Annotated in this window: 19 protein-coding genes; 3 read left to right on the plus strand and 16 right to left on the minus strand. The window is 39.6% G+C overall.

Translation table 11 applies throughout. The features are described from left to right. Positions 1-60: 60 nt before the first annotated feature. The 12 genes from ACFIJK_RS02700 to ACFIJK_RS02755 form a co-directional block, all read right to left on the minus strand. Positions 61-264, minus strand: a complete 204-nt coding sequence (locus ACFIJK_RS02700) for a hypothetical protein (RefSeq protein WP_375626319.1) — start codon at positions 262-264, stop codon at positions 61-63. Between the two features lie 938 nt (positions 265-1,202). Beyond that, entirely contained in the window at positions 1,203-2,207 is a 1,005-nt protein-coding gene (locus ACFIJK_RS02705; protein WP_375626321.1) for a phage tail protein, read from the minus strand. Continuing rightward, positions 2,204-3,343 carry a tail fiber domain-containing protein gene (locus ACFIJK_RS02710; RefSeq protein ID WP_375626323.1) on the minus strand — a complete coding sequence of 380 codons (1,140 nt, stop codon included), beginning with the start codon at positions 3,341-3,343 and terminating at the stop codon, positions 2,204-2,206. The genes ACFIJK_RS02705 and ACFIJK_RS02710 overlap by 4 nt, the downstream gene beginning before the upstream one ends. After that, positions 3,340-3,822: a hypothetical protein gene (locus ACFIJK_RS02715; RefSeq protein ID WP_375626325.1), complete on the minus strand. Its 483-nt coding sequence runs from the start codon at positions 3,820-3,822 to the stop codon at positions 3,340-3,342. Before ACFIJK_RS02715 ends, ACFIJK_RS02710 begins: the two co-directional genes overlap by 4 nt. A 284-nt stretch (positions 3,823-4,106) precedes the next feature. Then, the gene (locus tag ACFIJK_RS02720; RefSeq protein ID WP_375626327.1) at positions 4,107-5,570 is read right to left on the minus strand and encodes a hypothetical protein; all 1,464 of its coding nucleotides are present in this window, start codon (positions 5,568-5,570) and stop codon (positions 4,107-4,109) included. Positions 5,571-6,070: 500 nt separating this feature from the next. Then, positions 6,071-6,766: a hypothetical protein gene (locus tag ACFIJK_RS02725; protein WP_375625389.1), complete on the minus strand. Its 696-nt coding sequence runs from the start codon at positions 6,764-6,766 to the stop codon at positions 6,071-6,073. An 83-nt stretch (positions 6,767-6,849) separates the two neighbouring features. Beyond that, on the minus strand, positions 6,850-7,968 hold the full coding sequence (locus ACFIJK_RS02730; RefSeq protein WP_375625388.1) for a N4-gp56 family major capsid protein: 1,119 nt from the start codon (positions 7,966-7,968) through the stop codon (positions 6,850-6,852). A 241-nt stretch (positions 7,969-8,209) separates the two neighbouring features. Continuing rightward, positions 8,210-8,983, minus strand: a complete 774-nt coding sequence (locus ACFIJK_RS02735) for a hypothetical protein (RefSeq protein WP_375626330.1) — start codon at positions 8,981-8,983, stop codon at positions 8,210-8,212. 352 nt (positions 8,984-9,335) lie between these two features. Further along, positions 9,336-11,177 carry a portal protein gene (locus ACFIJK_RS02740; protein ID WP_375626331.1) on the minus strand — a complete coding sequence of 614 codons (1,842 nt, stop codon included), beginning with the start codon at positions 11,175-11,177 and terminating at the stop codon, positions 9,336-9,338. Further along, positions 11,177-12,538 carry a PBSX family phage terminase large subunit gene (locus ACFIJK_RS02745; RefSeq protein WP_375625385.1) on the minus strand — a complete coding sequence of 454 codons (1,362 nt, stop codon included), beginning with the start codon at positions 12,536-12,538 and terminating at the stop codon, positions 11,177-11,179. Before ACFIJK_RS02745 ends, ACFIJK_RS02740 begins: the two co-directional genes overlap by 1 nt. 620 nt (positions 12,539-13,158) lie before the next feature. Next, positions 13,159-13,308, minus strand: a complete 150-nt coding sequence (locus tag ACFIJK_RS02750) for a hypothetical protein (protein WP_375626333.1) — start codon at positions 13,306-13,308, stop codon at positions 13,159-13,161. A 185-nt stretch (positions 13,309-13,493) separates the two neighbouring features. After that, positions 13,494-13,817, minus strand: coding sequence for a hypothetical protein (locus ACFIJK_RS02755; RefSeq protein ID WP_375626335.1), 324 nt, complete (start codon positions 13,815-13,817; stop codon positions 13,494-13,496). A gap of 819 nt (positions 13,818-14,636) precedes the next feature. Between ACFIJK_RS02755 and ACFIJK_RS02760 the strand changes: the two genes are divergently transcribed. Both ACFIJK_RS02760 and ACFIJK_RS02765 read left to right on the plus strand, forming a co-directional pair. Beyond that, positions 14,637-15,008 carry a helix-turn-helix domain-containing protein gene (locus tag ACFIJK_RS02760; protein WP_375626337.1) on the plus strand — a complete coding sequence of 124 codons (372 nt, stop codon included), beginning with the start codon at positions 14,637-14,639 and terminating at the stop codon, positions 15,006-15,008. Positions 15,009-15,753: 745 nt separating this feature from the next. Continuing rightward, a complete protein-coding gene (locus ACFIJK_RS02765; RefSeq protein WP_375626339.1) occupies positions 15,754-16,125 on the plus strand; it encodes a helix-turn-helix domain-containing protein in 372 nt (123 codons plus the stop codon). 2,028 nt (positions 16,126-18,153) lie between these two features. Here ACFIJK_RS02765 and ACFIJK_RS02770 read toward each other — a convergent pair. The 4 genes from ACFIJK_RS02770 to ACFIJK_RS02785 all read right to left on the minus strand — a co-directional run bounded on the left by ACFIJK_RS02770 (position 18,154) and on the right by ACFIJK_RS02785 (position 21,909). Further along, complete coding sequence (locus ACFIJK_RS02770; RefSeq protein ID WP_375626341.1) at positions 18,154-18,549, minus strand: hypothetical protein; 396 nt, start codon at positions 18,547-18,549, stop codon at positions 18,154-18,156. A 644-nt stretch (positions 18,550-19,193) separates the two neighbouring features. Continuing rightward, entirely contained in the window at positions 19,194-20,429 is a 1,236-nt protein-coding gene (locus ACFIJK_RS02775) for an MFS transporter (RefSeq protein WP_375625382.1), read from the minus strand. Positions 20,430-20,919: 490 nt separating this feature from the next. Then, positions 20,920-21,372: a DNA polymerase gene (locus ACFIJK_RS02780; protein WP_375626650.1), complete on the minus strand. Its 453-nt coding sequence runs from the start codon at positions 21,370-21,372 to the stop codon at positions 20,920-20,922. 114 nt (positions 21,373-21,486) lie between these two features. Next, entirely contained in the window at positions 21,487-21,909 is a 423-nt protein-coding gene (locus ACFIJK_RS02785; RefSeq protein WP_375625381.1) for a hypothetical protein, read from the minus strand. 1,264 nt (positions 21,910-23,173) lie between these two features. On the opposite strand from ACFIJK_RS02785, the gene ACFIJK_RS02790 reads away from it, so the two are divergent. After that, positions 23,174-23,545 carry a helix-turn-helix domain-containing protein gene (locus tag ACFIJK_RS02790; RefSeq protein ID WP_375626652.1) on the plus strand — a complete coding sequence of 124 codons (372 nt, stop codon included), beginning with the start codon at positions 23,174-23,176 and terminating at the stop codon, positions 23,543-23,545. Positions 23,546-23,642: the final 97 nt, after the last annotated feature.

Here is a 23,642-nt window from a genome sequence, read left to right on the forward strand (position 1 = left end):
AACTATGTGAAAGGCTTTTGAAAAAAATTTCTTCATCGAAAATTTTTACAAGGTATTTTTTTAGATTATATTCTGTTTTCCACCTAAAATGATGATTTTACCACCTGAAACCAAAGAAAAATACATGTCACCTTGCATGCTTTGTTGACTTTCCCCAAAAGGACAAAGCCACCCCCACCGGTCTTTAAATAATGCCAATCGATAAACAACAATCTGTAAACAATCTGGCTTATTATCTAACGGATTTGGCTTGGCTTCCCTCATCAAATGCACCTTGGAATGCATCCCATGCATAAAATTTTAACCGCACCTCAAACAATAGTATTTTACGACACAACAGGATAAACTATTGTCTTACAGATTTTCTCGTATCACTCTCATTCTGTTTCAAGAAGTTGCCTGATAAGCACAAAATGCCATCTAAGAGAGTTCAATGCCTCACCATGTAACGCATCGCCAATCTGCTCTAGCCAACAAAGCGCCCATTTTGAAAGAATAAACGCTTTTTACATACACTCCCAAAAGAAGGAGAGAACCATTTTGCCTTTCCTCACTTTAAATAGACATATCCGTTGACCTCTTCCCACCACCTCAAAGGACGAAGATTTTAGCCCCTATCGGTTTGTAAACAATTCAACTACTCTGAAAGGATTCCGTCTGCTAATCATTTATATGATTCATTGGCATAAGGTTTAACCAAGCAAGCCCTCCACTGAATAGATGTCTCTTCAATACTTAAATGGATCAAGTATTGTATATCTTATTTTCCTTATATCACCAGCTTCAATAATAGTGTTTTAATGACGATGTTTTACGGCATAACAAGATAAAATTTTATCCATGGGCTTTTTGTCATCGCCCACCAGCACCTTAAACCCAGTGCTTTAATAATGTATCACGATACCACAAGAGAGAAGCATTTTGGATAAAGTCTTTATTCCTCAGCAAAAACTCTATGAATAAAGAAAGTTTTTTTGTTCTCTTTTACCCCTACCTTCAATAATCACTGTCTTGATCCTCTAAAGAACAATAGGCAAACTGACCGTTACACATCCAACAAAGGCAGCACAAAAAATAAAATAATAAAGAGAGTTGAGTTTTTTCTAAAGCGCCTCAAAACTTTCTGCACAATATATTCTATAAGACTTTTTCTCATAACAGATATTTTGCAATCATTTTTATCTTTCTCAAAGCTTTCATTCTCAGGCTTTGACAGCATAAATCACCGCCATATTGACAGGGCGTGTTTCATCACCCCCTGTTTTTTGCAACAAGACCTTATGTTCATGCTCTCCTGCAGCCTTCGTTAACCGATCTTTATTGTAGACTTGAGCCAGACTTCTATCATATTCACCGTGATTCATATCCCAAACTACCTTGTCAATCATTGGATAACTATGCTGGTGTTTGCCTGTTGAATCTGTTTTTCCTTCATGGGTATGAGATTTAAAAGACTCTTCTTGTCGACTTCCCAAGCGACGTCCTTTATCAATTGCTTTTCCACTATCGAGCCCCCGTAAAAACATTCCACGCAAATCGGGAACATTGAATGTTGTTCTCCCGTCTCCTTTTCCCCATGTTTCTCCCAGAACAGCAAAGAGATTGGCATAGCTCCTTCGCGAATATTCTTTACCATCACACAGTAACCATCCAGAGGGTATTTTTTCTGTAGCAAAAGTCCCGATAAATCCAGAAGAAAACGTTTCCGGTAAAGGAGGAAAGGGCGGAATTTCAGGAAGTTTTATAGTAGGATTGGTTAAAAACCAGCCATCAGCATTTTTTCCGGCAATATCACGCGTATAGACGATCTCATAAAGCCCCCCTTTTTGAATTTCTCCGCCCTTTAAAGGCATAATACCCTCTGGCGTTGCCATATAAGTTGGTCGTGGAAGTAATTGATTTAAAGAAACATTTGTTATTCCTCTGTTGGCGCCTTGTGCTTTGAAGCGCACAACAATGCCATCCATATAAGTCTCAAAAAAAGACTTTGTCGCCAAACGAAGTGATGTCCTCTCGTTCTTCACATCAACAGTAAACTGTGTTTCAATCCCGCCCCCATTATCCAACAAATATTCTTTGATGCGTTGCATCATAGCGCGAGCACTATCATTAACTGTGCTTGGAGGTTGCCCTTCTGCCCAGTTTATACTCTCGTCGGCATAAGCATTTTCTGATGCGATAATTGACCAATCATAAATCGAACTCATAGAAGATACTCTTTATTCAAAAAGGGAAAACGAGCAAAAAATGAAGAAAAGAAAGCCGCAATTTTATTTTTAGATGCCGGTATTTTCTCCTCTTTCATTTTCTCCATTTTCAGTCCTATTTTGTCATAATCAACATGCAATAATTTTGTTTTTGCATTGACATAAACAGCTTCCGGCTTCACACGCAACACGTCTTGCGCCATAACGCCCTGATAACGTTGTGGATTTCCTTTATAATTAAAGGTATAAAGTGGATATCCCTTTTTCTGCCCCACAGGGATAATATTTTCTTTTGCCCTCACATCACAAAGCCCTAAAATTCCGCCGACCAATCCAAGCACTTGCTGCGCATCACGCAATGGATCTTTTGTCACAGAAGGCATTGTCGTGGATTTTCCGGAAGTCGTTCCGTAATTTCCAGCAGCCTGAGTCCCGACCTGTAACAAGCTTTGCAATCGGTTCCAATCTTGATTATCTTTTTCTGACCATTTTTGGCGTTCAGCATCTAAGATATTTTGACGATTTACATCTTGAATCATGCCCCCTTTCAAAGCATTGCTTTGCACGTTACTCTGCCCTTGATAATAGCTATTTGCCGCATTAACCTGATCATTCTGAGAGCGATCAATCATCTGGTTTGCATTCATCATATTGTTAATATCTTGATTATATTGCTGCGCTGCAGCATTTGTTGCCAAGGCGCCTAGCTCATCGGCCAGCACACCGGTATGAGCCCCAGAGCCATAACGTCCTGCCCCAGACATTGATTGATTAATTGCATCGGAAGTTTTATTCAGAGCATTTTGCAATGCAGTATTAAATTTACTATTGCTTCCAATCCAGCTTCCCTTAGCCATACCGGAAAGATTTGTAGCGCTGTTGGTTGGTGCATTCAACCATTGCGTTACCGTTGGATTGTTATAGAGCCCTGCTGCTTGTTGTAAACCGGTCAGAGCATTTTTTGTCATATCGCTAAGACCAGCGACTCTGTCTCCCTGATAAACGTTTCCGCCAATCCCTTTATTATAAAGTCCAAGTGCATCAGCACTGGCTTGTTTTAAAATATCAGCCGCCCAAGCAGGTGGAGCATTTGTTTGTGTTGTTGTCTGCACTTGAGGTGTGGTTTTTCTACTCATGACTTGAGAACCTTTCTATATTGAATAAGATTACGAGAATATCCGTGATGAGCGAGCTTTTTCGCCCATCCAGTTCTTCCAAACATGTGCATTTCTTCAGCATTAATTGTTCGCGCCCATTTTTCGACTTCATCAATCAACTTGACCAATTTCAGCCCTCCCTCTCCAGCAAGATCAGAGAGAACGACGCATTTTTTTCCCGTATGGGCACTTTCAACTTTGGTTATTGCAAAAGCACTAAATTGGATTTTATTTTTTAAGACCAGCCACAATTGTGCTTGTCCTGTAACGATTTCTTCAGCAATTTTTTCCAGACAAACATCATCAGGAAAGCGCCGAGCATATTTTCTCAATGCAGCATTGAGAGCCTCTTGATAGGGCGCTATTTTTTCCCATGGCCACTGCTCTGTCAAATGAGCAGAATATAAATCTTGACTCTCTTGCATCATAACTTTGGCTCTTTTAGCTTTATCACTCATCTCCCCTTAAAGAACATCCCCCCTACGCATTTCTCATGTTCCATGCCCCCCGCACAATAAAAGAAAAAAAGCCCCATCATCTCTTTGTCACAACAAAAAGGAAACTTCTTCTTTATAAAAATAAGCCATTGTGCAGACTATTTTTCCTTTATCGCAGAAAAGCATGAAGCATGAAGCATGACGCACCACCTTGTTCCTTTGTTTATAAAGGCTTTGGTCTATGAGCATTTATTCTTTAATAATAGGGGCGTGATCCTATCGCATGGTATTACAAAAGGGCATGCCTATCGCATGCCGGCCCGCGTCAATTCCACATCAAATCCGGTGACATGAGTCCAATTCACCCCTTCAGGAATGCGCAATTTAAAGCGATAAAACCGTGCCCTTGCGCGACAATGAATTTGTCCCGTATTATAAGAGGGCTGTTTTTCTGGCAACCAAACAGTTTCCTCTTCAAGAGATTGTCGAAAGCGCATTCCCACAGACAAATAAAACTTTCCACTATTGACTTGAGGCATAATATTTTTCACCCGTGTTATCATGCCATTTGTCTGCCCCATTTCTTGTGATGTCACCACACAAGCCATAGGAGAACCAGAAAACGAACCAAGTCTGCCCTGTTGATCAAATGCCCCCAGAATAGGCGATTCATTTTTCCAAACTTTACTATCGAGAGAAAAGGACAAATTATCAATATTCTTAGTCACAAAATCAAGACCTTCTAGGGTTGTTCCGGCTAAGAAAATAGGCAATATCATTTTGATATCGACGAGAGCTTTTGTCCATTTTTGCAATCCCCAATCATAAATGAGCAAGATACGTTTATGAAGATTCTCATCAGAATCAACCATCCAATAAACACGATTATACACCCCATCGATAGCCGCAGACATGGTATACAAATTATCCTGCCTTGATTTTGCGGTCATCGTTCGATCGACTTTTTCGAACCCAATGGGGATAATCTGTCCATCATTTGTTATTTGATAAAAACCGCCCTCATCGGCAAAGAATGCTAAATCACCGCGACAAACAATTGATTCAGCATTTTTTGCGCCTCTTTTATCGTGTATTTTTTGGAAACTAAAAATAATCTTAGAGCCAGGGATAAAAGAACCGGCATAGATTGCAGAACGCATAAAGATAATTGGATTTGTTGTCTCCGTTGCCCCTTGAACAAATCCGCCATCAGGAAAATCTTGATAATCGCAACTTTTTTTCCCCACGGTCCAAAATTCAGCATCATTTAATCCAGACCAATGAACCCGTCTTGGATGCTCGGTTAATTTCATCAAACAAACGAAATCTCCCCAGATTCGAACAATCCCTGCTTGTGGTGGATTTCCTCCTAAATTTCTAAATCTTTTATCATGATTAATATCAATCACTTGTGGTTTATCATTGGCATTCACCGCAATGATAAAATCACCAAACAAAGCAAAAGACCACGGAGCATCGATATTAGCCAGATAAGATTTTCCTTTTTGGCTAATATCTTTCCAGTTCATTGTTGTATTATCAAGCAAGAAGATTTTTTCTCTTGTCCCAACAATAATGGAAACCCCATTTTTTGTTTTAACCGCAAGAGCGCCTAAAATTGGCTCAGGACAAGGCTCTGATAAAGGTTCAAAACTTGGCATAGGGATATAGGAGCCATCAGCCGGTAACACATTAACAAGTTCATCGGTAAAAATTCCATTGATATCCGCCACATCGGGTCGATAATCAGCGATTGGGAAAAAAGCCATCAAGACCCCCATAAAATCTTTGAAGAGCCTAGTGCCATTCAAAACACCGAGGCTTATTGATAAAAAACCACAAAAGCCCTTAAAACTCTAAAGGCATAAAATTCAACAAAATACACAACCTTAAGTTGACCAACGCATCGAAAGAACGATACCATAAATAATGGCATACCCAGCGCCATCCACCAGCGCCCGACCAAAATCAACCGCCCGCAATCACCCCAACAACTGGGAAAAAGCCTTTAAACTCTCCATAAATCTTTGAAGAGCCTAGTACCATTCAAAACACCAAAGCTTACTGATTGAAACCACAAAAGCCCTTAAAACTCTAAAGGCATAAAATCCAACAAAACACACAACCTTAAGTTGACCAACGCATCGAAAGAACGATACCATAAATAATGGCCACCCCAGCGCCATCCACCAACCCTTCACCATCAATCCCCAGCGCTCATCCAACCATAAGGGACAAACCAGCCATCAACGATTTGGAACAAAGCCTTTTAAAAACGCATTGGGCGAATCTTTGAAGAACCTTTTTGGCGCGATGTTTCAATACGCAAAGCTTGAAGCTGTTCTTGAAAATCTCTGAAAGAAACGGCGGCATATTCAGGATCTTTAAGAATATTTTTATAAAGTTCATATTTTGCCCGTGCTTTAATAAGATCAAAAGCATAAATCAACCAAGGATTATCATCCTCTTTTAGTTGTTCATCGGCAAAATGAACAGGAGCATAAGAAAGCTGTACAGTTTCCACATGTTCTGGTGTTGGAAAGAGTCCTATTTTTTGATCAAGGCACGTATAAAAGAATGGCGTTCCTAGCGCAGGATTCATACCATATTGTTGATGCAACACTTCCAAGGGCTTAAAGAACAACTTTGTTGGTGTTGCATTCTTTGTTGCTAAAAAGACGCCCTCCAAACTCTTTTCTGATTCAATAAAAACTCCCTCTTCTTGCCCATACCATGTTTTACCACTTTGTGTTTTAAACGTCCTTTCTCTTTTTTCATTAAAGAAAAAGGGTTCGCGTTCACACAAACGCAAAGCCGTAAAAATTGAATCTTGAATTTGCAGAGAATATTCCGCTGTTGTATCATCAATTTCATCTTGAATAAGGGCGACCATATAAGCAAAAGTTTTAGAATGGTCTGAATGTGTAAGGTTTAGATTTTGGGGATCAGTGGATAAAGTGGTCATAAGCCTGTCCTTGTTTCTGGAAGCATTTTAAATTTTTCCCCCAACAGATCCCTCTTGTTGGGGGAAGTGAGCAAACATTCGCTTTAAGCGGGTGCTCCATAAGTTGGGATGACGATAGTGCCAAAATCCTGAGCCCCTTGCGTACTTCCTGGCAAGGTAAAGCAAGTTTTTTTCATACCAATAATGGTTTTTGCCGCGACCCCGAATTCTCTTTCATAGTCGAAGAGTTCTTCCACCAATTTATAGCGTGTTGCTCCTCGATCTTTACCAAAAGCAATCACAGCACTCTGCGCACCAAGGAGAACAGCACGACGCACATTTGGTACAGCTTTATTTGCCGTCCCAGATTCGACCCCTTCGGTAATATGTTCAGCTTCGCGTAAAACCACACCATTATACATGCCCAAAGATCCATCATAGAGCGGATTTTTGATACGACTTCCACTATAGATTGCCTTGGTAATATCGAGCCATTGCCCCGCATCTGTGTTGGTTCGCAATTGTGTCACTTGGGTTGGATGAAGATAAAGCACATAGACATTTTCCCCATCGATCCGCACGGGTCTAATTTTAGGATTTGCCAATTTAGCCCGTTCAACAGCTTTATCAATGAGCTTAAGATCAAAAACATCGTTTGATTTTAAATCTTCATCTTTTGTTTTTCCATTAGGGCGCACGACGCGTTTATCGGTTGGTGCCGTTGGTGCATTAAACCCATAATGGACAGGTTTAAGATTAATCGTACGTCCCTCAAAGTTAATAGCTTTTGCAGTATATCCACACACTTGAATGAAGAACATCATACTCAGACGATCTGCATACCAATCAACCAAACCATTTTTTGCCTCGGTACGCAAATCATGGAGAATTCGTTGTTGATCAATCGTTCCCTCATTTTTGACACGCACAGCATGAACGAGTTCATTAATTGCCAAGCGATCATTGAGAAACTGTAAAGCTTCTTCATTACCTTCCAATGTCTGCCCTTCGCTCACCCCATCGCCTAGCAACTGCACACGCAAATTAAAGCTAATAGCATCCCCACTTGCTTTCGTGGTTTCATCTTTTAATTGTACGATACTGTTTGAATCATTTCCAATCAGCGGTGCAATCGGAAGTGCTTTTGAGACTTCTTGATTTAGTAATTTAGACCATGTGCGCACTGCCATTGGGTCATTAAGTCCGATATAAGTTACAGTCATTTTGTCCTCTAAAAGTTTTATTGACATAAAAAACCCGGCAAAGCGCCGGTTGTTAAAACACCACATTTCATTTCAAATGGTGAATAGGTTGTTCGTGAGTTTTATCTAATTTCTGTTAGCGTCTGCCTCCCCCTTATAAGAGCTCTCCTCACCACATCCGTGCTTTGAGAAATCCCCCGTATTCCCTGCGCTAAAAGCCTCTCCACGTTCCCACAAAAAACACTTGCCACATTCTTGTTTTTTAAAATTCTCTTCCCCCCATTAAGCGATTAAAAGAAGCTTTATTTTTAGGATCAGAAACCCAAGCGCTAAACTCTGCTTCTGACATTTTATCAAGCATCTCCAAAGAAATCGGCCCATTTGGCGTCAAGCCGTTATAAGCAGCAAGTGTACGTGCAGAATTGTGTCTTTCCTGTAAATTTTCATCCATGTTATTGGGAACATTTGTGTAGCCAATTTTTTGTGCAATAGAGTAAATCACTTCAGCCGGATTTTGATTTTTTTGCGCACAATCGCGCAAGATCTGTTTCAACTCATCACCAATCAACGCATCAATATTTTTGGGATCTGCCATCTCAGGATAAAGAGAAGCACAAGCTGCCAACTGTTTAGCCCGCATTTCATAAATAAAATCAGCGGCTTGATCAAAATCATGATGCTTTTGTTTAACACTTGCAACAGACTGCTGAAAAAACGCATGCAACTGTTCTGCTTCGCGAGCCAGAGAAGGTTGTTGTTTTTCATGTAAAAGCCCTTGTTTTTGGAGTGTTTTTCCCAACCATTGCATATAGCCCATAAAGTCTTTTTGCGGATCTGGCGGACCATCTTCTCCCCCTTGAACTTCTTTTCCAGCCTTTTGCGAAGAGTCCTGTTTTTGATGCATTTGCCCTTGGAAATTATCTTCAAGAGTTTTTTCTTCTCTTCCAATTTCACCGTCTTCTCCCTCTTGTGTTGAGAGTAGATAATCCTGTTTCAATTGGTTTTGTTCTGCTAGCGTTAAGTGTTCTTGATCCATGACATTAGCCTTCTCTTTTTTAAAACAATAAAATCAAATTTTTCAGATAAAACAGCCCCATAAGCATTTGTCCCCTTAATGCTTACCCATCATCACTTAGGCTCCAGCATTCTCCTCACATGGCTCCCCCACCATGACAGCAAAACACCTCCCACCATATCCCCGCCGTGACAGCAAGACTCTATTAAAGATGTTTCCCAACACCAACACTACGGCTCAACACAACAGCTCTTCTGAGATAAAGAGAGGCGACATTGCACGACATAAGCAACATGGGTAAACTATGGACATTGTTTAGATAAGCAACTTCTGATAGATGAAATTCATCCAAGAGAGCGCATCATAAAGCATCCTATTGTTGAGCCTTTACTGTCTGCAACATCTGCATTATCTGCTCTGTTCCCATATTACCCCCCATCTGCGCTGAGGCATTTTGCTCTTCTTGAAAAGAGTTTTGCGCCTTTATCGCAATTTTATGAATAAGTGAAGCCGGTAAAGGCGAATAGCGTAAGAGATCGAGCATAATTTCAGGCGTTGCAAAATTTTGCATCAAAGGAAGCAATTGCATGATCAGTGCAAAAGTACGCTCTTTTTCATTAAGACTTGTTGGCGCATCATCCACGACAATATCATATTCCAAACTTGTCACCATTTCGCGTGTCAGTGGAATATACTGGGCATTTTCATCACCAGCAATACGAACCAGCCGCCCATCGGACAGATAATTTTGAATAAGATAGAGAATAATTTTCCCCTGTCGTTGCCGATATCGACGCAACCCATCAAAAAAGGAAGCCAAAAGATTAAGTGACGATTGTCGCCGTTGTTGTTCAAGAACGCCAGGCTGATTGACAGCTCGGGTCCCAATAAATTCAGAAGACAACCCCGTCACCTGTTCAAGTGCGCTCTTTGCTTCATTAAACAATTGGAAAAACCCTTGCGGAAATTGTGCCACGGGTTTAGGCTGAATTCTTCCCCCAGACACAGCACCACTTTTCAACCAAGTAATACTATCAGCTCTAGCCCAACTCTCGACGGCTTGTCGATCATCATCAAAAGCATCGCGCTCCGCCATAATTCCGCCTTTTGATTGGCTATTGAGCAAATGCATCACTTGACTAAAATATTTGTTTGCCCACCGTTGTGGATCTTTTGTAGGGCGCACAAGTCCGTAAAAGTGCCGGCTTAACTTATCAAAAGTACCGGTAATACACTCCCATCCCAATTGATTGGGTGGAACCAAGGGCTTATCAGGCGCTTCAAGCAGCTTTCTGCCTAAAAATGCCCTTTTGACAATTTTTCTGTTCAACCTTGTTGCTTGAACATGAGGAAAGGTTTTACTTAAATTTTGGAAATCTTGCTCTGAATAATCGATAAACTTTCCACTTTGAGGCTCGAGAACTTTATAAATCACTTCGCGTTCAAACCAGCGACATTCTACCAATGTCACCATTTTAGGACGTTGATAGGTCCCTCCCTCTTCCCACTCTCCCTGATATCCCCTCTCGGACTGATAACTTTGTGTCATCCCATTGCTGGTTGGGTGTAAAAAACTCTGATGTTTAACCCAATCAGCATTAAGATCACTCCAATGAACATTGGGAAACATTTCTTCAGCCACAGCAAGGGGTTTTTCATCAATATACCACAAGCGTTGTGCATCAATAAGATTAGGCTTAACAGCACTTGCATCCCACACCATTTTCATAGGGTCGAGCCGCGCAATGATTGGTTTTCCTTGTGGATCTTCTTCATAATCAAGGCGTGTATCTGTCCACCCCATTCCGCAAATAATTGCATCTTGAAAGGCATCGGAATCTTCGTATTCCCCATCGGCTTCATCACGAAACCACTCAGCCGCCCCTGTCAAAATCTGGTTTGCAAAGGCTGCTCCTTCTTGTCGTGGAATAAATTGAACTTGCCTTTTATTATTGCGCTCAGCCCCAATCACGGCATTAATTAAAGGCGCAATACGGTTAAAAGTCATAACCGGTCTGTTTTGTTCGTGCAAGACAGCCAAGTCTTGCTCATTCCATTGCCGTCCATTATAAAAATCGTAATCTTCTTGGGCATTTTTTCGCCATTTTTCGACATGGGCAATATCATCCTGATACCACCCCACGAGTTTTTTAAAAAGTGCTTGATTTTCAAGCGTTTCGATTTGATTAAAAGTAGAATCTGTAGAAATATTCATTAAAAAGCCATCCATGACGTTTGAGAATGGTGAAACGAGCGATAGGTATTTTTTCGCGCTCTAGCATGCGGCTGTTCATAAGCCACACACATCAGTCCAAAGGCATCGGCCCCATGGCTAGCCCAATCATGTTCAGCGCCTAGTCCGATATTGCGCTGTTCGTCGCGCTTTTCATGATACCAAGCAAGCGCTTTTCTACCCGCACATGTCGTTTCACGATTAAACCATAGTGCAGGAAACAATCGCCTTACGGCTTCGATACGCATTTTCACAGCGCCTGTTCCTTGATTAGGGATCACTTTAGTTTGAAAACCGGCTTGTTGAAGTGCACTTTCAAAACTCACATTATAAACACGATCTTTTGTTGCGCCATCATGAGGCAAAACCATGAGAGCCTTTTCATATCCCCTTTGAAAGACCCAGCCCACATGCTCTGAGAGAGGCTGTCCTTGGGCTTCATAATAATCGAGCACTCGAATTTCCCGTCCAACAAATTGCGCAACCCACAATGCGGTAGCATCAGCCTTTGCTCCTGTTCCCCCGATATCCCAAAAGATTCTCACCTGCATCAAAGGATCACGTGGAACGGTGGTAATCCGCCCTTCCATTTCGGCTTCGAGAAGACATTTCTGATAATAAGCCCCTTGGACAGCTTGAAGATATTCGCCTTCCCAAATATGGTTATACTGCTCTGGTCTTTGCTGCAAATCGTCCATTCGATCACGATTGAGTTTTTCAGGAAATTGCGGATTATCACGCCAATTAATTTCTGCCCCTTTGATATGAGGATTATCGACATTTCGGAAACGTTTTTCCACGGGTGCATTTTCATGGCACGGATTCCATGTGACCCATAATTCTGCATTCCAATCTTTTCCTTCTTCGCGCAAAGTTGGAATAAGTGTTTGCCAAGCAGTCTCAGTGACCGGCTCCGCTTCATCGACCCAACAAAGGAAAACGCGCCCCATTGATTTAATACTTGCGATATTGCGATCAAGCCCAGCAAACACATAGACAATCCGTCCATCTTTTGACTTAATATATTTATCGCCGATTTCATAATAGTCTTGTAAAAAAGGGTAAGATTCGATAGCGCGTTTAATTTCTTCCAAAGAACTTTCATTGAGAGAATTTTGAAATTGCCTTGCACAAAGAATAATCCCGCGTTCTCCAGCCATTCCATGGCGATATCCCACAACAGCCGACATCAAAGCAAAAGAACGTGTTTTTCCAGAACCCCGTCCTCCCCAAGCGGCTCGCACATCTGCTTTTCCAGTAAAAACAGGAATAAGCTTTGGAATAAGAGCCACTTGAGCCGTTTTCTGCTCCATTTTTTGAGAAATTTTCTGAACAATTTTCATTATAAATTTTCATACTTTAGCAATAATTGCGCTTCACCCTTTTGCTTATCCCAAGTTTAATTCTCCCAGAACAATTGAAAGAAAAGAGCAATTAAAGGAAAAGAGCAATTGAACGCAAAACGCCCTTCTCAAAAGCAGCGCTTTACCTTCCTTCATCCTAATACTCAATGAATTTCACTTTTTTGCATGAAGCCCCCCCTTCAACCCATTTGAACCCCTTTGACCACTTTGGACCCCGTATATACACGATATGCGCCCCCAAGGGTCCTTAAATCACAAGGGTCCCTATTCTCCCCCCAAACCGCCCCTCAAACACCGCGCCTGTCATCCCCCAACCACAAGCACGGCATCCCCCACCAAAACACATGCATCCCGCAAGCGCATAACACTTCTCTCAAGTTTCACGCCCTTCATCCCTCAAAACACTGTCCCATATCCACCACACAAATACCCTGTACAAAATCCCCTCCAGCACACACCCTTACGCCTCATTCACCCAAACCACTTCCAAGTATCACGAGCACCTACAAGCACGACAGCCTCTGCTTCAATCCCCTCAAGACAGGCAATCACCAAAGCAGCCCCCTTCCAAGATGTCACCCCGCATCATCCACCTCAGCCTAACATTTTTCAATATCACAAACCTCCGTCGCCGAGATATCATGCTTCTCCGGTTCGCTATTTTTTGCATTCACTGGTACAATCTCAATACGCGAAACTGTTTTTGATATCTCCACACCTTCAATAACGAGCAAAGACCAAACCTTCACAAAAATCCAAAACAGTAGATAACATCACGCCCTCTAAGCATCGTACCTCTAGGGTATCACCTCTTCAGCCACACGCCCCTCTGTCATCGCCCATAAAATCCGGCGTCCCTACATAGGAAGCCCAAATATCTCCCACCGAAATATTCCTGCCCTCCAGTAAATACCCAAACATCACAGCCTTCTCTTCAAGCCTCCGTCGCCGAGATATCATGCTTCTCCGGTTCGCTATTTTTTGCATTCACTGGTACAATCTCAATACGCGAAACTGTTTTAACCTGCCCTTCTCCAGTCCCCTGAAGAGGCAACACTTTTGCAAGAAGCGAAAAAAACGGTACGGGATTGTTTAGAGCATGATATTGAAGATAAGACACCAGCCCATCTTCACCATAGTGATAGCCAGCCTGCTCCGCCGCAGTCAGAAGAGCTTCATTAAATCGCTTTGTTGTTTTATTCAAAGACCCTTTTTTCCGCCCTCTTCGACGTAAGGGAAGACAATGTTCATCTACCATCATCATGTTCCTTCCAACTAAAGAGAAACCAAAACCTCAAACACAAAAAATGATATGAAAATCAGGAATGAAACCTCAAAAGCAACCAGCAATTTTAAAAAAATGGGACACATACTAAAAGGTAAAAAACACCCACAAAGCACAAATTCTCTGCTCCTTTATTTACAGATCAACGTTTTTACGCTTTTACATTATTACAGAACAAAGCCAAATGAAACTCCCAAACCACCACCCCGCTCCACTTTGTAAACACTGGTCTGTTAACAATCCCACTTTTTATCGAGCACATTGCATTTGGGCAACCACCTCTCACCACCCCTCAAAGAATGCTGTTTCACCAGACACGGACAGATAACCCCTACCCTCCAATATCCAGACACTCTCACAAAAAGCAGCGTATAAATTGATACGCTTGAAGGTCCATCGACGGCATATCCTTGCCTCTAATGCCCCCATCTCACCCTACCCCAAATGACAATATTTTACAGCATAAGGCATAAGAAGATAATGAGATAATTTTTAAGATACAAAAAAATGCTCTCATTTTCCAAATCTTTTAATTGTTCTTGCCAATCCCTTGAAATTACTTTATCACTCAAAGGATATTTTGGTCGTCTACGCAGCGATCAATAAGGGATAGTAAAGCCCTAAGCTCTAGCGTAAGAATGAACCCACTTTGTGGGTGTCCCGGGATTCCGGGAGATTTTGCTATGTCCAGGTGTGATAAGCACTAAAAGCAAAAATGCTGACTAGAGCTCAGTACTTTACTACTCCCGGAATACCAATGCGAGGGCGCTCGCAACCGGAGGGGAGCTTGAAGTGCAAATTAAGAATTCACATTTCAACGACATTTCAATAGGTAAAAAAATCCGTTATAGAAGAATTTCAATGGGACTTTCTCAAAAGGAATTAGGAAGCCATTTAGGCGTCAGTTTCCAACAAATCCAGAAATACGAAAAAGGTTTAAATCGTGTAAGCGCAGGATGTTTGCTCGAAATTGCTAAAAAACTAGCAGTTCCTATTACCTTTTTTTATACTGATATTTTTGCAGAAGAAGATATTCCCACAAAAAGAACTCTCTTACACCACGATCAAGACACCTATAGCGAAAAAGAACACGCCCTTTTGAAAAACTTTAGAGAGCTCCAGCCGAAAAAACAAAAAGCAATTTTGTGGTTGATTTCTGATTAAACAAAAGCGCACCTATCGACATCCCTCACCAATATATCCAACACCCTTAAAATATAAGCTTCGGATCACGACACCTCAAAGAATGCAGTTTCATCAGACAAGACAGATAAGCCCTGCCCTAAAATATTCCTTCACACACTTTTCTCCAGTCAACGCACTTAACACCCCTCTTCATCCCAGCTTTTCCCGCTCCACTCACAAATGCATCTCTCCTGGTTCTCTGACCACATTCCATACCATGATAAAAGCATACACAAAGTACAAATCCTCCGTTTCACTTTTACAGATTCACATTTTTACGCTTTTACATCATTACAGAACGTAAGCCAAACGAAATATCCACCACCCCGCACCGCTCTGTAAACACGGGTCTGAAACAATCTGATTTCTCGTCTATCAGATTCCCCTGCTGATTATTTCATATGGTTATCACCGCCCCCAAACAATCCTATTTTGACAGTATAACAAACTAGAAAACATTTTAATTTTCTTGCCAATCTTCTGAAACTACTTTATGAATTAACTTGTGTTTTTGATTGTCCACGCAACGGTCAAATAGGGATTTGAAAGCCCGAACGCTCAGTACATAAATTTATCCCACTTTGTGGGTGTCCCGGGATTCCGGGAGATTTTGCTATGTCCAGGTGTGATAAGCACTAAAAGCAAAAATGCTGACTAGAGCTCAGTACTTTACTACTCCCGGAATACCAATGCGAGGGCGCTCGCAACCGGAGGGGAGCTTGAAGTGCAAATTAAGAATTCACATTTCAACGACATTTCAATAGGTAAAAAAATCCGTTATAGAAGAATTTCAATGGGACTTTCTCAAAAGGAATTAGGAAGCCATTTAGGTGTCAGTTTCCAACAAATCCAGAAATACGAAAAAGGTTTAAATCGTGTAAGCGCAGGATGTTTGCTCGAAATCGCCAACATCCTAGAAGTCCCTATTACCTTTTTTTATACTGATATTGCTACAAAAGAAGATATTCCCACAAAAAGAACTCTCTTACACCACGATCAAGACACATACAGCGAAAAAGAACACGCCCTTTTGAAAAACTTTAGAGAGCTCCAGCCGAAAAAACAAAAAGCAATTTTGTGGTTAATTTCAGATTAGACAAAAGCGCACCTAGCGACATCCCTCGCCAATATCCCCTCTGCCTAAAGCCTTTCCCGCCTGATACCACCACATCTCAAAAAACGGTTTACAGCACCGGTTTACAACATCATAGGATAACAAACACCAAAACCTTGGAAAAACATCCCCACCCCTCTCACAGAATTTTATCAAGAGATCTCTTCTGATTTAAACGCACAATTCCGATTGTATCATTATGATACCTTTTTACATTTACCTTGTCAAGTTTTTATATTTTTCTTTTGATATTTTTGTATTTTTCTTTAAGGAATCCACATCCATCAAAACACCTCTCATAAAAAACACAATGTCCAAAACAACAAGAGCTAAAACAGGATTGCCCCTAATAGGAGTGCCCCTAAATAGGATTATTATTGTATTTCTCATTCACCCACTTATTAAAAAAACATTTCTCAATGCTTCTCACACCCATTTCACGGATATCCCCCATACAAATATAGACGCAAATATAATTGTTAAATTTCGCATAGAATATAAAAGCCAACCACGATTTTTCTCTCTTCACACCTCTTTACACATCCCCTCTTTACAACATCACCCCTGCAATCTATTCACAGCTATTCCCAAACTCTTCTCTCTAGCCAACACACGAACAGCACTCTTCATTTCCCTCCATTCACACACTCTTCACCTCCCCAATCCTTCTCACCCCTCGACACCATGACAATATATTGATTTATAAGAAATAATTTAGCGTTATTGATACTGATTGAGAGTTCCAAACATCGTAAGATTCTCTCATTTCAAATCTCTCCCATGTTGAATCAATCAAAATCACTCGCTTGCACGTCAAAAGCAGGGGAGAGCCCGTATGGATAAAAAACGATTAAGAAAGGAATAAAAATGGCTCTTATGAACCGTCTCAAGTGCCAAAGGCTGTAGCCAACACCCACGAGCTAGCAAATATAATGATGATACCGACTTGCTTCTTCATAAGCGTAAAGATAGGAGTGCTCAATGGATTTATCATTATACCATGACAAAAAACACGCACAATACACAAAGCACAAATCCTCCGCATCATTTTACAGATCAACGTTTTTACGCTTTTACATCTTTACAGAACGTAAGCCAAACGAAACTCCCAAACCACCACTCCGCACCGCTCTGTAAACACGGGTCTGAAACAATCTGATTTCTCGTCTATCAAATTCCCCTGCTGATTATTTCATATGGCTATCCCACACCTCAAAGAAGGCTATTTCATCAGACAAGACAGATAAGCCCTGCCCTAAAATATTTCCCACAAGCTCTTCTCCAGTCAACACGCTTAACACCCCTCTTCATCCCAGCTTTCTCCGCTCCATTCACAAGAGCCCGTGTGGATAAAAAAAACGATTAAGAAAGGAATAAAAATAGCTCTTATGAACCGTCTCAAGTGCCAAAGGCTGTAGCCAACACCCACGAGCTAGCAAATATAATGATGATACCGACTTGCTTCTTCATAAGCGTAAAGATAGGAGTGCTCAATGGATTTATCATTATACCATGACAAAAAACACGCACAATACATAAATCCATAAGTTTTTCGCTTCACTTTTACAGATCAACGTTTTTACGCTTTTACATCTTCACAGAACGCATCCAAATGAAACTCCCAAACCACCACGCGACAATTTGATAAAAACAAAACACCTTTCAACAATCTCAAACAACAGATTTCCGTAAAGAGTTCATATGAATTTGATTGTTTAGATCTGACTATTAAATTGGTATATAGAGCCGTAGAACAGAAAGTAATTTTCTATAAGACAGAAACGATAAAAGCGCTATATAACTGAGACAGAACATGAAGAATTGCAAACAGATAAAACGATATCTCTTCTCATTACAATACTGAAATTGTAAACGAGACGACGGATAATTGTCGGCTGAATATGTAATTTTCACATCTGTAAATTTTTATTGATTAATTCAATCCCAACATTTCCCCTGAAACACATTTCTTCATTATCTACTTCTTTGAGACAAACCGGTAAAGGCGTTTCATCTATTATAAGTACGGACATAATAACGCGTTACTCCAGCCTCATCATAAGAAACCATAGACATGATACCTATCTTTATTGGCGTTATTTGATAAGTCAAGATTACACCATTTTGCTGTTTGTTTGGTTGATCTGTATAGATCACATTATATCCATTCCGTCGCAACAGATCAATAAATACGGGAGTAAAGTTGTCTCCTGTTTTATTTTTTTTCACAACAAGTGTTGTTGTAGCGGGCGGTAAAGGTTTTTTAAGATTATGAACAAAATCGTTAGCAATTAATTTTACATCATCTTGCGTAATATTTGGACTGACATAACTTGATGAATAATTATTGATAGATGCACAACCAGCCACCAATACAAGCGGTAACGGAAATAAATATTTTGACATCTTAACTCCCCTATTAATTGCATTCTCTCCTGAGAAGCTCCTACACCAGAAATAAGAGCATCCTTTCAAAGAATAGCCTTAACAACATACTGCTTTACAATCAAGCATTCGTTAATCACTTTCTCGCTTATTAAAAAAACGACCACCATCTCTCATAGTACTCAAAGCTTATGTTTAAGACACAAAATATATATGTTAAAAGTACGAAAAAACACATGTAAAGAATGTAGTATACATATAGTACATGTATACTTACTTTCATGGAGTGTTGCATTACATAAACCAACCCACAGCACCCTTCATTTCCCCTCCATTCACGAAGACACTTTCCCCCAATCCTTCTCACCCCTCCATATCATGACAAAAAACACGCACAATACATAACCCCTCTACTCCTTTCTCACAGACACATTTTTACGCTTTTACATCATTACAGAACAAAGCCAAGGAAAGGTTTACCACCCCGTACCACTCTATAAACAAAGGTCTGTAAAGAATTCAAATGCTTGCCTAGCAAGTTTCCACCAATGCCCACTCTTTCGTTTCAGATCACCCCCTTCAAAGAGCGGTGTTTTTACCTCATGAATAAGATAATGAACGAACCGTCTTTAGAAAAAAGAAACGGCATGGAGATATCAAATATATCAATGGTCGTCATCGACTGTCGTGTTAAGAGGTGTTAACTCTTTATTTTTCTTAATTTTTACAACGCCAATCATTCCCGTGGAAATAATGAAGGCAGACATCGCTAAAAAAGAGCTTAACAATCCCACAAGCGCCAAAAATCCAGCAATAAAGCCAGACATTGCTTCCGCAGAGTTCGCTAAAGTTGAAAAGGTTCCAAAACTCTTACCAAAATCTTCACGACGAGAATATAATTGAATAGCTGAAACTAAACCAATATCCACAAAGGCACCAATAAATCCTAAAACAAACGCTAACACGAGAAGGAATTTTAAATAAATTTCTGCAGCTAAGGGCATAACAAACAGAATAACCCCATAAAGAAGCCAAAATACCATGAGCTTCAACGATGTAATATTTAATATAATTTTATGATATAACAAACCACCAACAATAGTTCCAACAGCCATGAGAGAAAAAATATAACTCACAAGGCTCTCCTCTCCCCCTATAGAGAGAACAAAAGCTGGAATTAAAAATCTTAAAATAGCACCCGTAAAGAGAATAGCAAACGACGATCCAACCAGCGTAATAAATAAATGTTTATTTTCAGTAGAAATATATTTAAGATATGAAGCTGTTTCTCGATAAATTTTTATAAAATTGAATGATTTATTCTCGCTTGAATTTAAATTCATGAGATTAAATAACACGATAATAGATATAAAATAGGTAAAAAAATCAAAAATGAGTACTGCCGATTTATTTGCTAAAAAAAGCAGTAGGGAACAAACCAAAGGTCCAATGACGGCTGCAGTTTCCATGATAATTTGAGCAATGCTATTGGCCTTTGTAAGATCTTTTATTGAAAACATTCTGGGAATAGCAGCTTGAAAACTTGGTTGGAAAATACTTCTTCCTATCGTTGTACATATTGCTGCAACAATAAGAACAATGATATGTGCCGTACCTGTTATAGTGGTTATAAAAACGAATAATGAAGCTAATAATCTAACAACTTCACTTAAGATCATATTTTTCTTCAAAGAAAAATTATCCGCTAACCAACCTCCTATAGGGCCAAAAAAGAGAAAAGGGATAAATCGAAAAAAATACACAAGACCTATAAAAAAGGTGTTATCTGTTAATTCTAAGACCAGTAAAACAAAAACAACTTCATAAGCATAATCACCAACTTTAGAAATAAAGAGAGAGCAAAAAAGAGCTAAAGGACTCTTTTTTAAAAATAAATTCATACCAACCATCCAATGTTAAACTTTTCTACACTTAAAGTTACACTTCCTTCGATACAATTGGTGATATGAACTTCAGAAGAGTCTTTTATTCTAATAAATCACTTAATAAGTTAAGTGAAAATTTTTAAAGAAATACTCCTCTTGATATAAGCATTTAGACCAATATCAAGTAATATATTAATTTTTCTTTCTTATTTGCTTTAAAAAAGAAAGAATGTAAAAATTATGAGATCAAAATCTGCTATATTATTATATTGACTTCCAGCCCACGTCTCAAAGAATGAAAATTCCCAACCAGAACTAGTCTACAATCCCACGTCAAAAAGCAGCTTTCCCCACAAAATAAAGCTTACACCCAACCACTCCTCAAACGACAGCACTTCGTCAGGCTCAACAAATCAAGCCCTCTCTCCTTAAACCACCATCCTTCACGCATCTCTTTGCAATACCCGCCTTACCCACACTCTCCTCCTATCCATGCGCACTCTCTTCATTCTCCATTCCCCTTTTTCTCTCCCATCACACACTTAACAACTGAACACCCCTCTTCCTCTAAACTTTCCCCTCCATTCACGAAAACACTTCCCCCAATCCTTCTCACTCCTCCATACCATGACAAAAAACATGCCCAATATGAATTGGTGAATATTTCGTCTTTTTTGTAGATAGAATTACTTATAGGTAACAGTTTTAACATCATAGCTGGGTACATACTGTTAACATCATATACTTCAATTCCATTATATATATGTCCCCCTGTCTTGATTAAAAAAACAAAGCCACCTTTATATGCATTTCTTAATATCTCATCATCATTTAATTCTAAAGTAGGTGTTAAAAAAGTTGCTTTTGTAATTTCCGATAAATTGTTCATTACAGGGCTTGGTAAAGTATCGTATTTTTTTAAAGTATCCTTTTTTAATAAAATGTCTTTAAACCATATCTTTTATGATATCATCTTCAGCTTTTGAGAAATTATTTTTTAAATCAGTCTTTTAGCACTGCTCTCTTTAACAATATTTCTTTTTAAATTAGTTATTATATTTATTGTAGTGAATTAACTGATTTTCAGTTTCTGGATACGCTTTAAAATAAAAAGCACTATTTGGAATTGATTCATTATATTTATGGGCACAAACAGCAAAGTTTTCTTTTTTTGTTTAAACTTTTTTTCTGCTTGCCATTTTTTTAATTCTCTGCTAGCTTCACACACATTCTTAGTAGTGACGGTTTCCGAAGGTGCGATTTCCTCCATCGCCTTTATACCTAATGAAGTACTAAGATATGAATGTGCATAATTTATACGTTTTTTTAAGTTTTGCAGATCAGTTTTTTTGACATTGTTTACCCCAATGTTGAGAATTTTTTCCGCTATTGAAGCCCTCTGTTCCCGCAGAGGGCTTATTTTTATAATAAGGTGACAAGTATAACTTGTATCATCTATTTTTTCTTGTAATAAATTAATAAATTTTTTCACCATTAAAACATCTGTTTACAATTTCATAATCTTTAAACTCATAAGTTTTTTGTTTCTGGATTAGAAAATTGAACTTGCATTCTTATTTTAAAGTCAAGTCTCATTAGCAATACCGTGTATTTTATTACATAGTAAGCTCTATTATCGTTACTAGATTTAGTTAATTTTACTGATAAAATTAGGCCCATATTTTGACTGGTGGTTCCAAATTTAGAGACAATATCAAAAAATCTCGAATAGCTGTTCTTGCTATGACAAATAGAACTTTTTTATCATCAAAATACAGAACTGTTTGTACAGTATTAGTCTTTTTGTCTAAACTAGGAAGTTCTGCTTTACCTGCTGAATAACCTAGTACTTTAAATTTAAAATCAGCTTAACTATACATAAATCCATAAATCTTTCGCATCATTTTACGGATATACGTTTTTACGCTTTTACACATTCACAGAATAAAGCCAAACGAAACTTCCAAACCACCACTCCGCACTGCTCTGTAAACACGGGTCTGTAAACGAACAAAGCTTTTTGCCTAGTACCCTTACAGTCTTCAGACACCCCCCTCAAACGACAACACTTCATCAGGCTCAATAAATCAAGCCCTGCCCTCAAATATTCTAGCTCTTCACCCCCCCTCAAAGAGCCGTGTTTTACGGCACAATAGAATAGAAAATTTTTGATTTTTCTTGCCAATTTTCTGAAATTACTTTAACTTAAAGTGTAATTTTGGTCGTATACGCGACGATCAATAGAGAACTGAAAGCCCGAAACCTCGATACATAAGAATGAACCCACTTTTGTGGGTGTCCCGGAATTCCGGGAGATTTTGCTATGTCCAGGTGCGATGAGCACTAAAAGCAAAATGCTGATTCGAGGTCAGTGCTTTCAGGCTCCCGGAATACCAATGCGAGGGCGCTCGCCCCCAGCGGGGGGCTTGAAGTGCCAACCAAAAATCCATATTTCGCACTTTTTTAAAAAGTACCCAATTTTATAGTCTTTGAGATTATTTTGATTTTTCTTGCTAATCTTCTGAAATTACTTTATCACTTAAAGTGTAATTTTGGTCGTCTACGCAACGATCAATAGGGATTAAAAACCCGAAGACTTGACACATAAATTTATCCCGCTTTGCGGGTATCCCGGAATTCCGGGAGATTTTGCTATGTCCAGGTGCTTTGGCACTAAAAGCAAAAAGCTGAGTCAAGTCAGTGTTTTTAACTCCCGGAATACCAATGCGAGGGCGCTCGCAACCGGAGGGGGGCTTGAAGTGCCAACTAAAAATCCACATTTTATCGACATTTTGATAGGCAAAAGAATCCGTCACAGACGCATTTCAATAGGGCTTTCCCAAAAAGAATTAGGGAGCCATTTAGGTGTCAGTTTTCAACAAATCCAAAAATACGAAAAAGGCTTAAACCGTGTAAGTGCCAAATGTTTACTGGAAATCGCTCAAAAACTAGAAGTTCCTATGAACTTTTTTTATGCAGATATTGCCACAAAAGAAGATCTTCCCACAAAAGAAAATGCCTCACACCACAATCAAGAAACCTATAGCGAAAAAGAACACGCACTTTTAAAAAACTTTAGAGAGCTCAAAGCGAAAAAACAAAAAGCAATCTTGTGGCTAATTTCTGATTAAGCAACAGCGCAACGATCAACGTTATTCCATTCATATCCCCCCCTTAAGTCAAATTCAAACCAGCTTCCCCTCAAACAACAGCACTTCATCAGGCTCA

The organism is Bartonella sp. PS17NMGDW (assembly GCF_042193555.1).
Lineage (GTDB): Bacteria > Pseudomonadota > Alphaproteobacteria > Rhizobiales > Rhizobiaceae > Bartonella > Bartonella grahamii.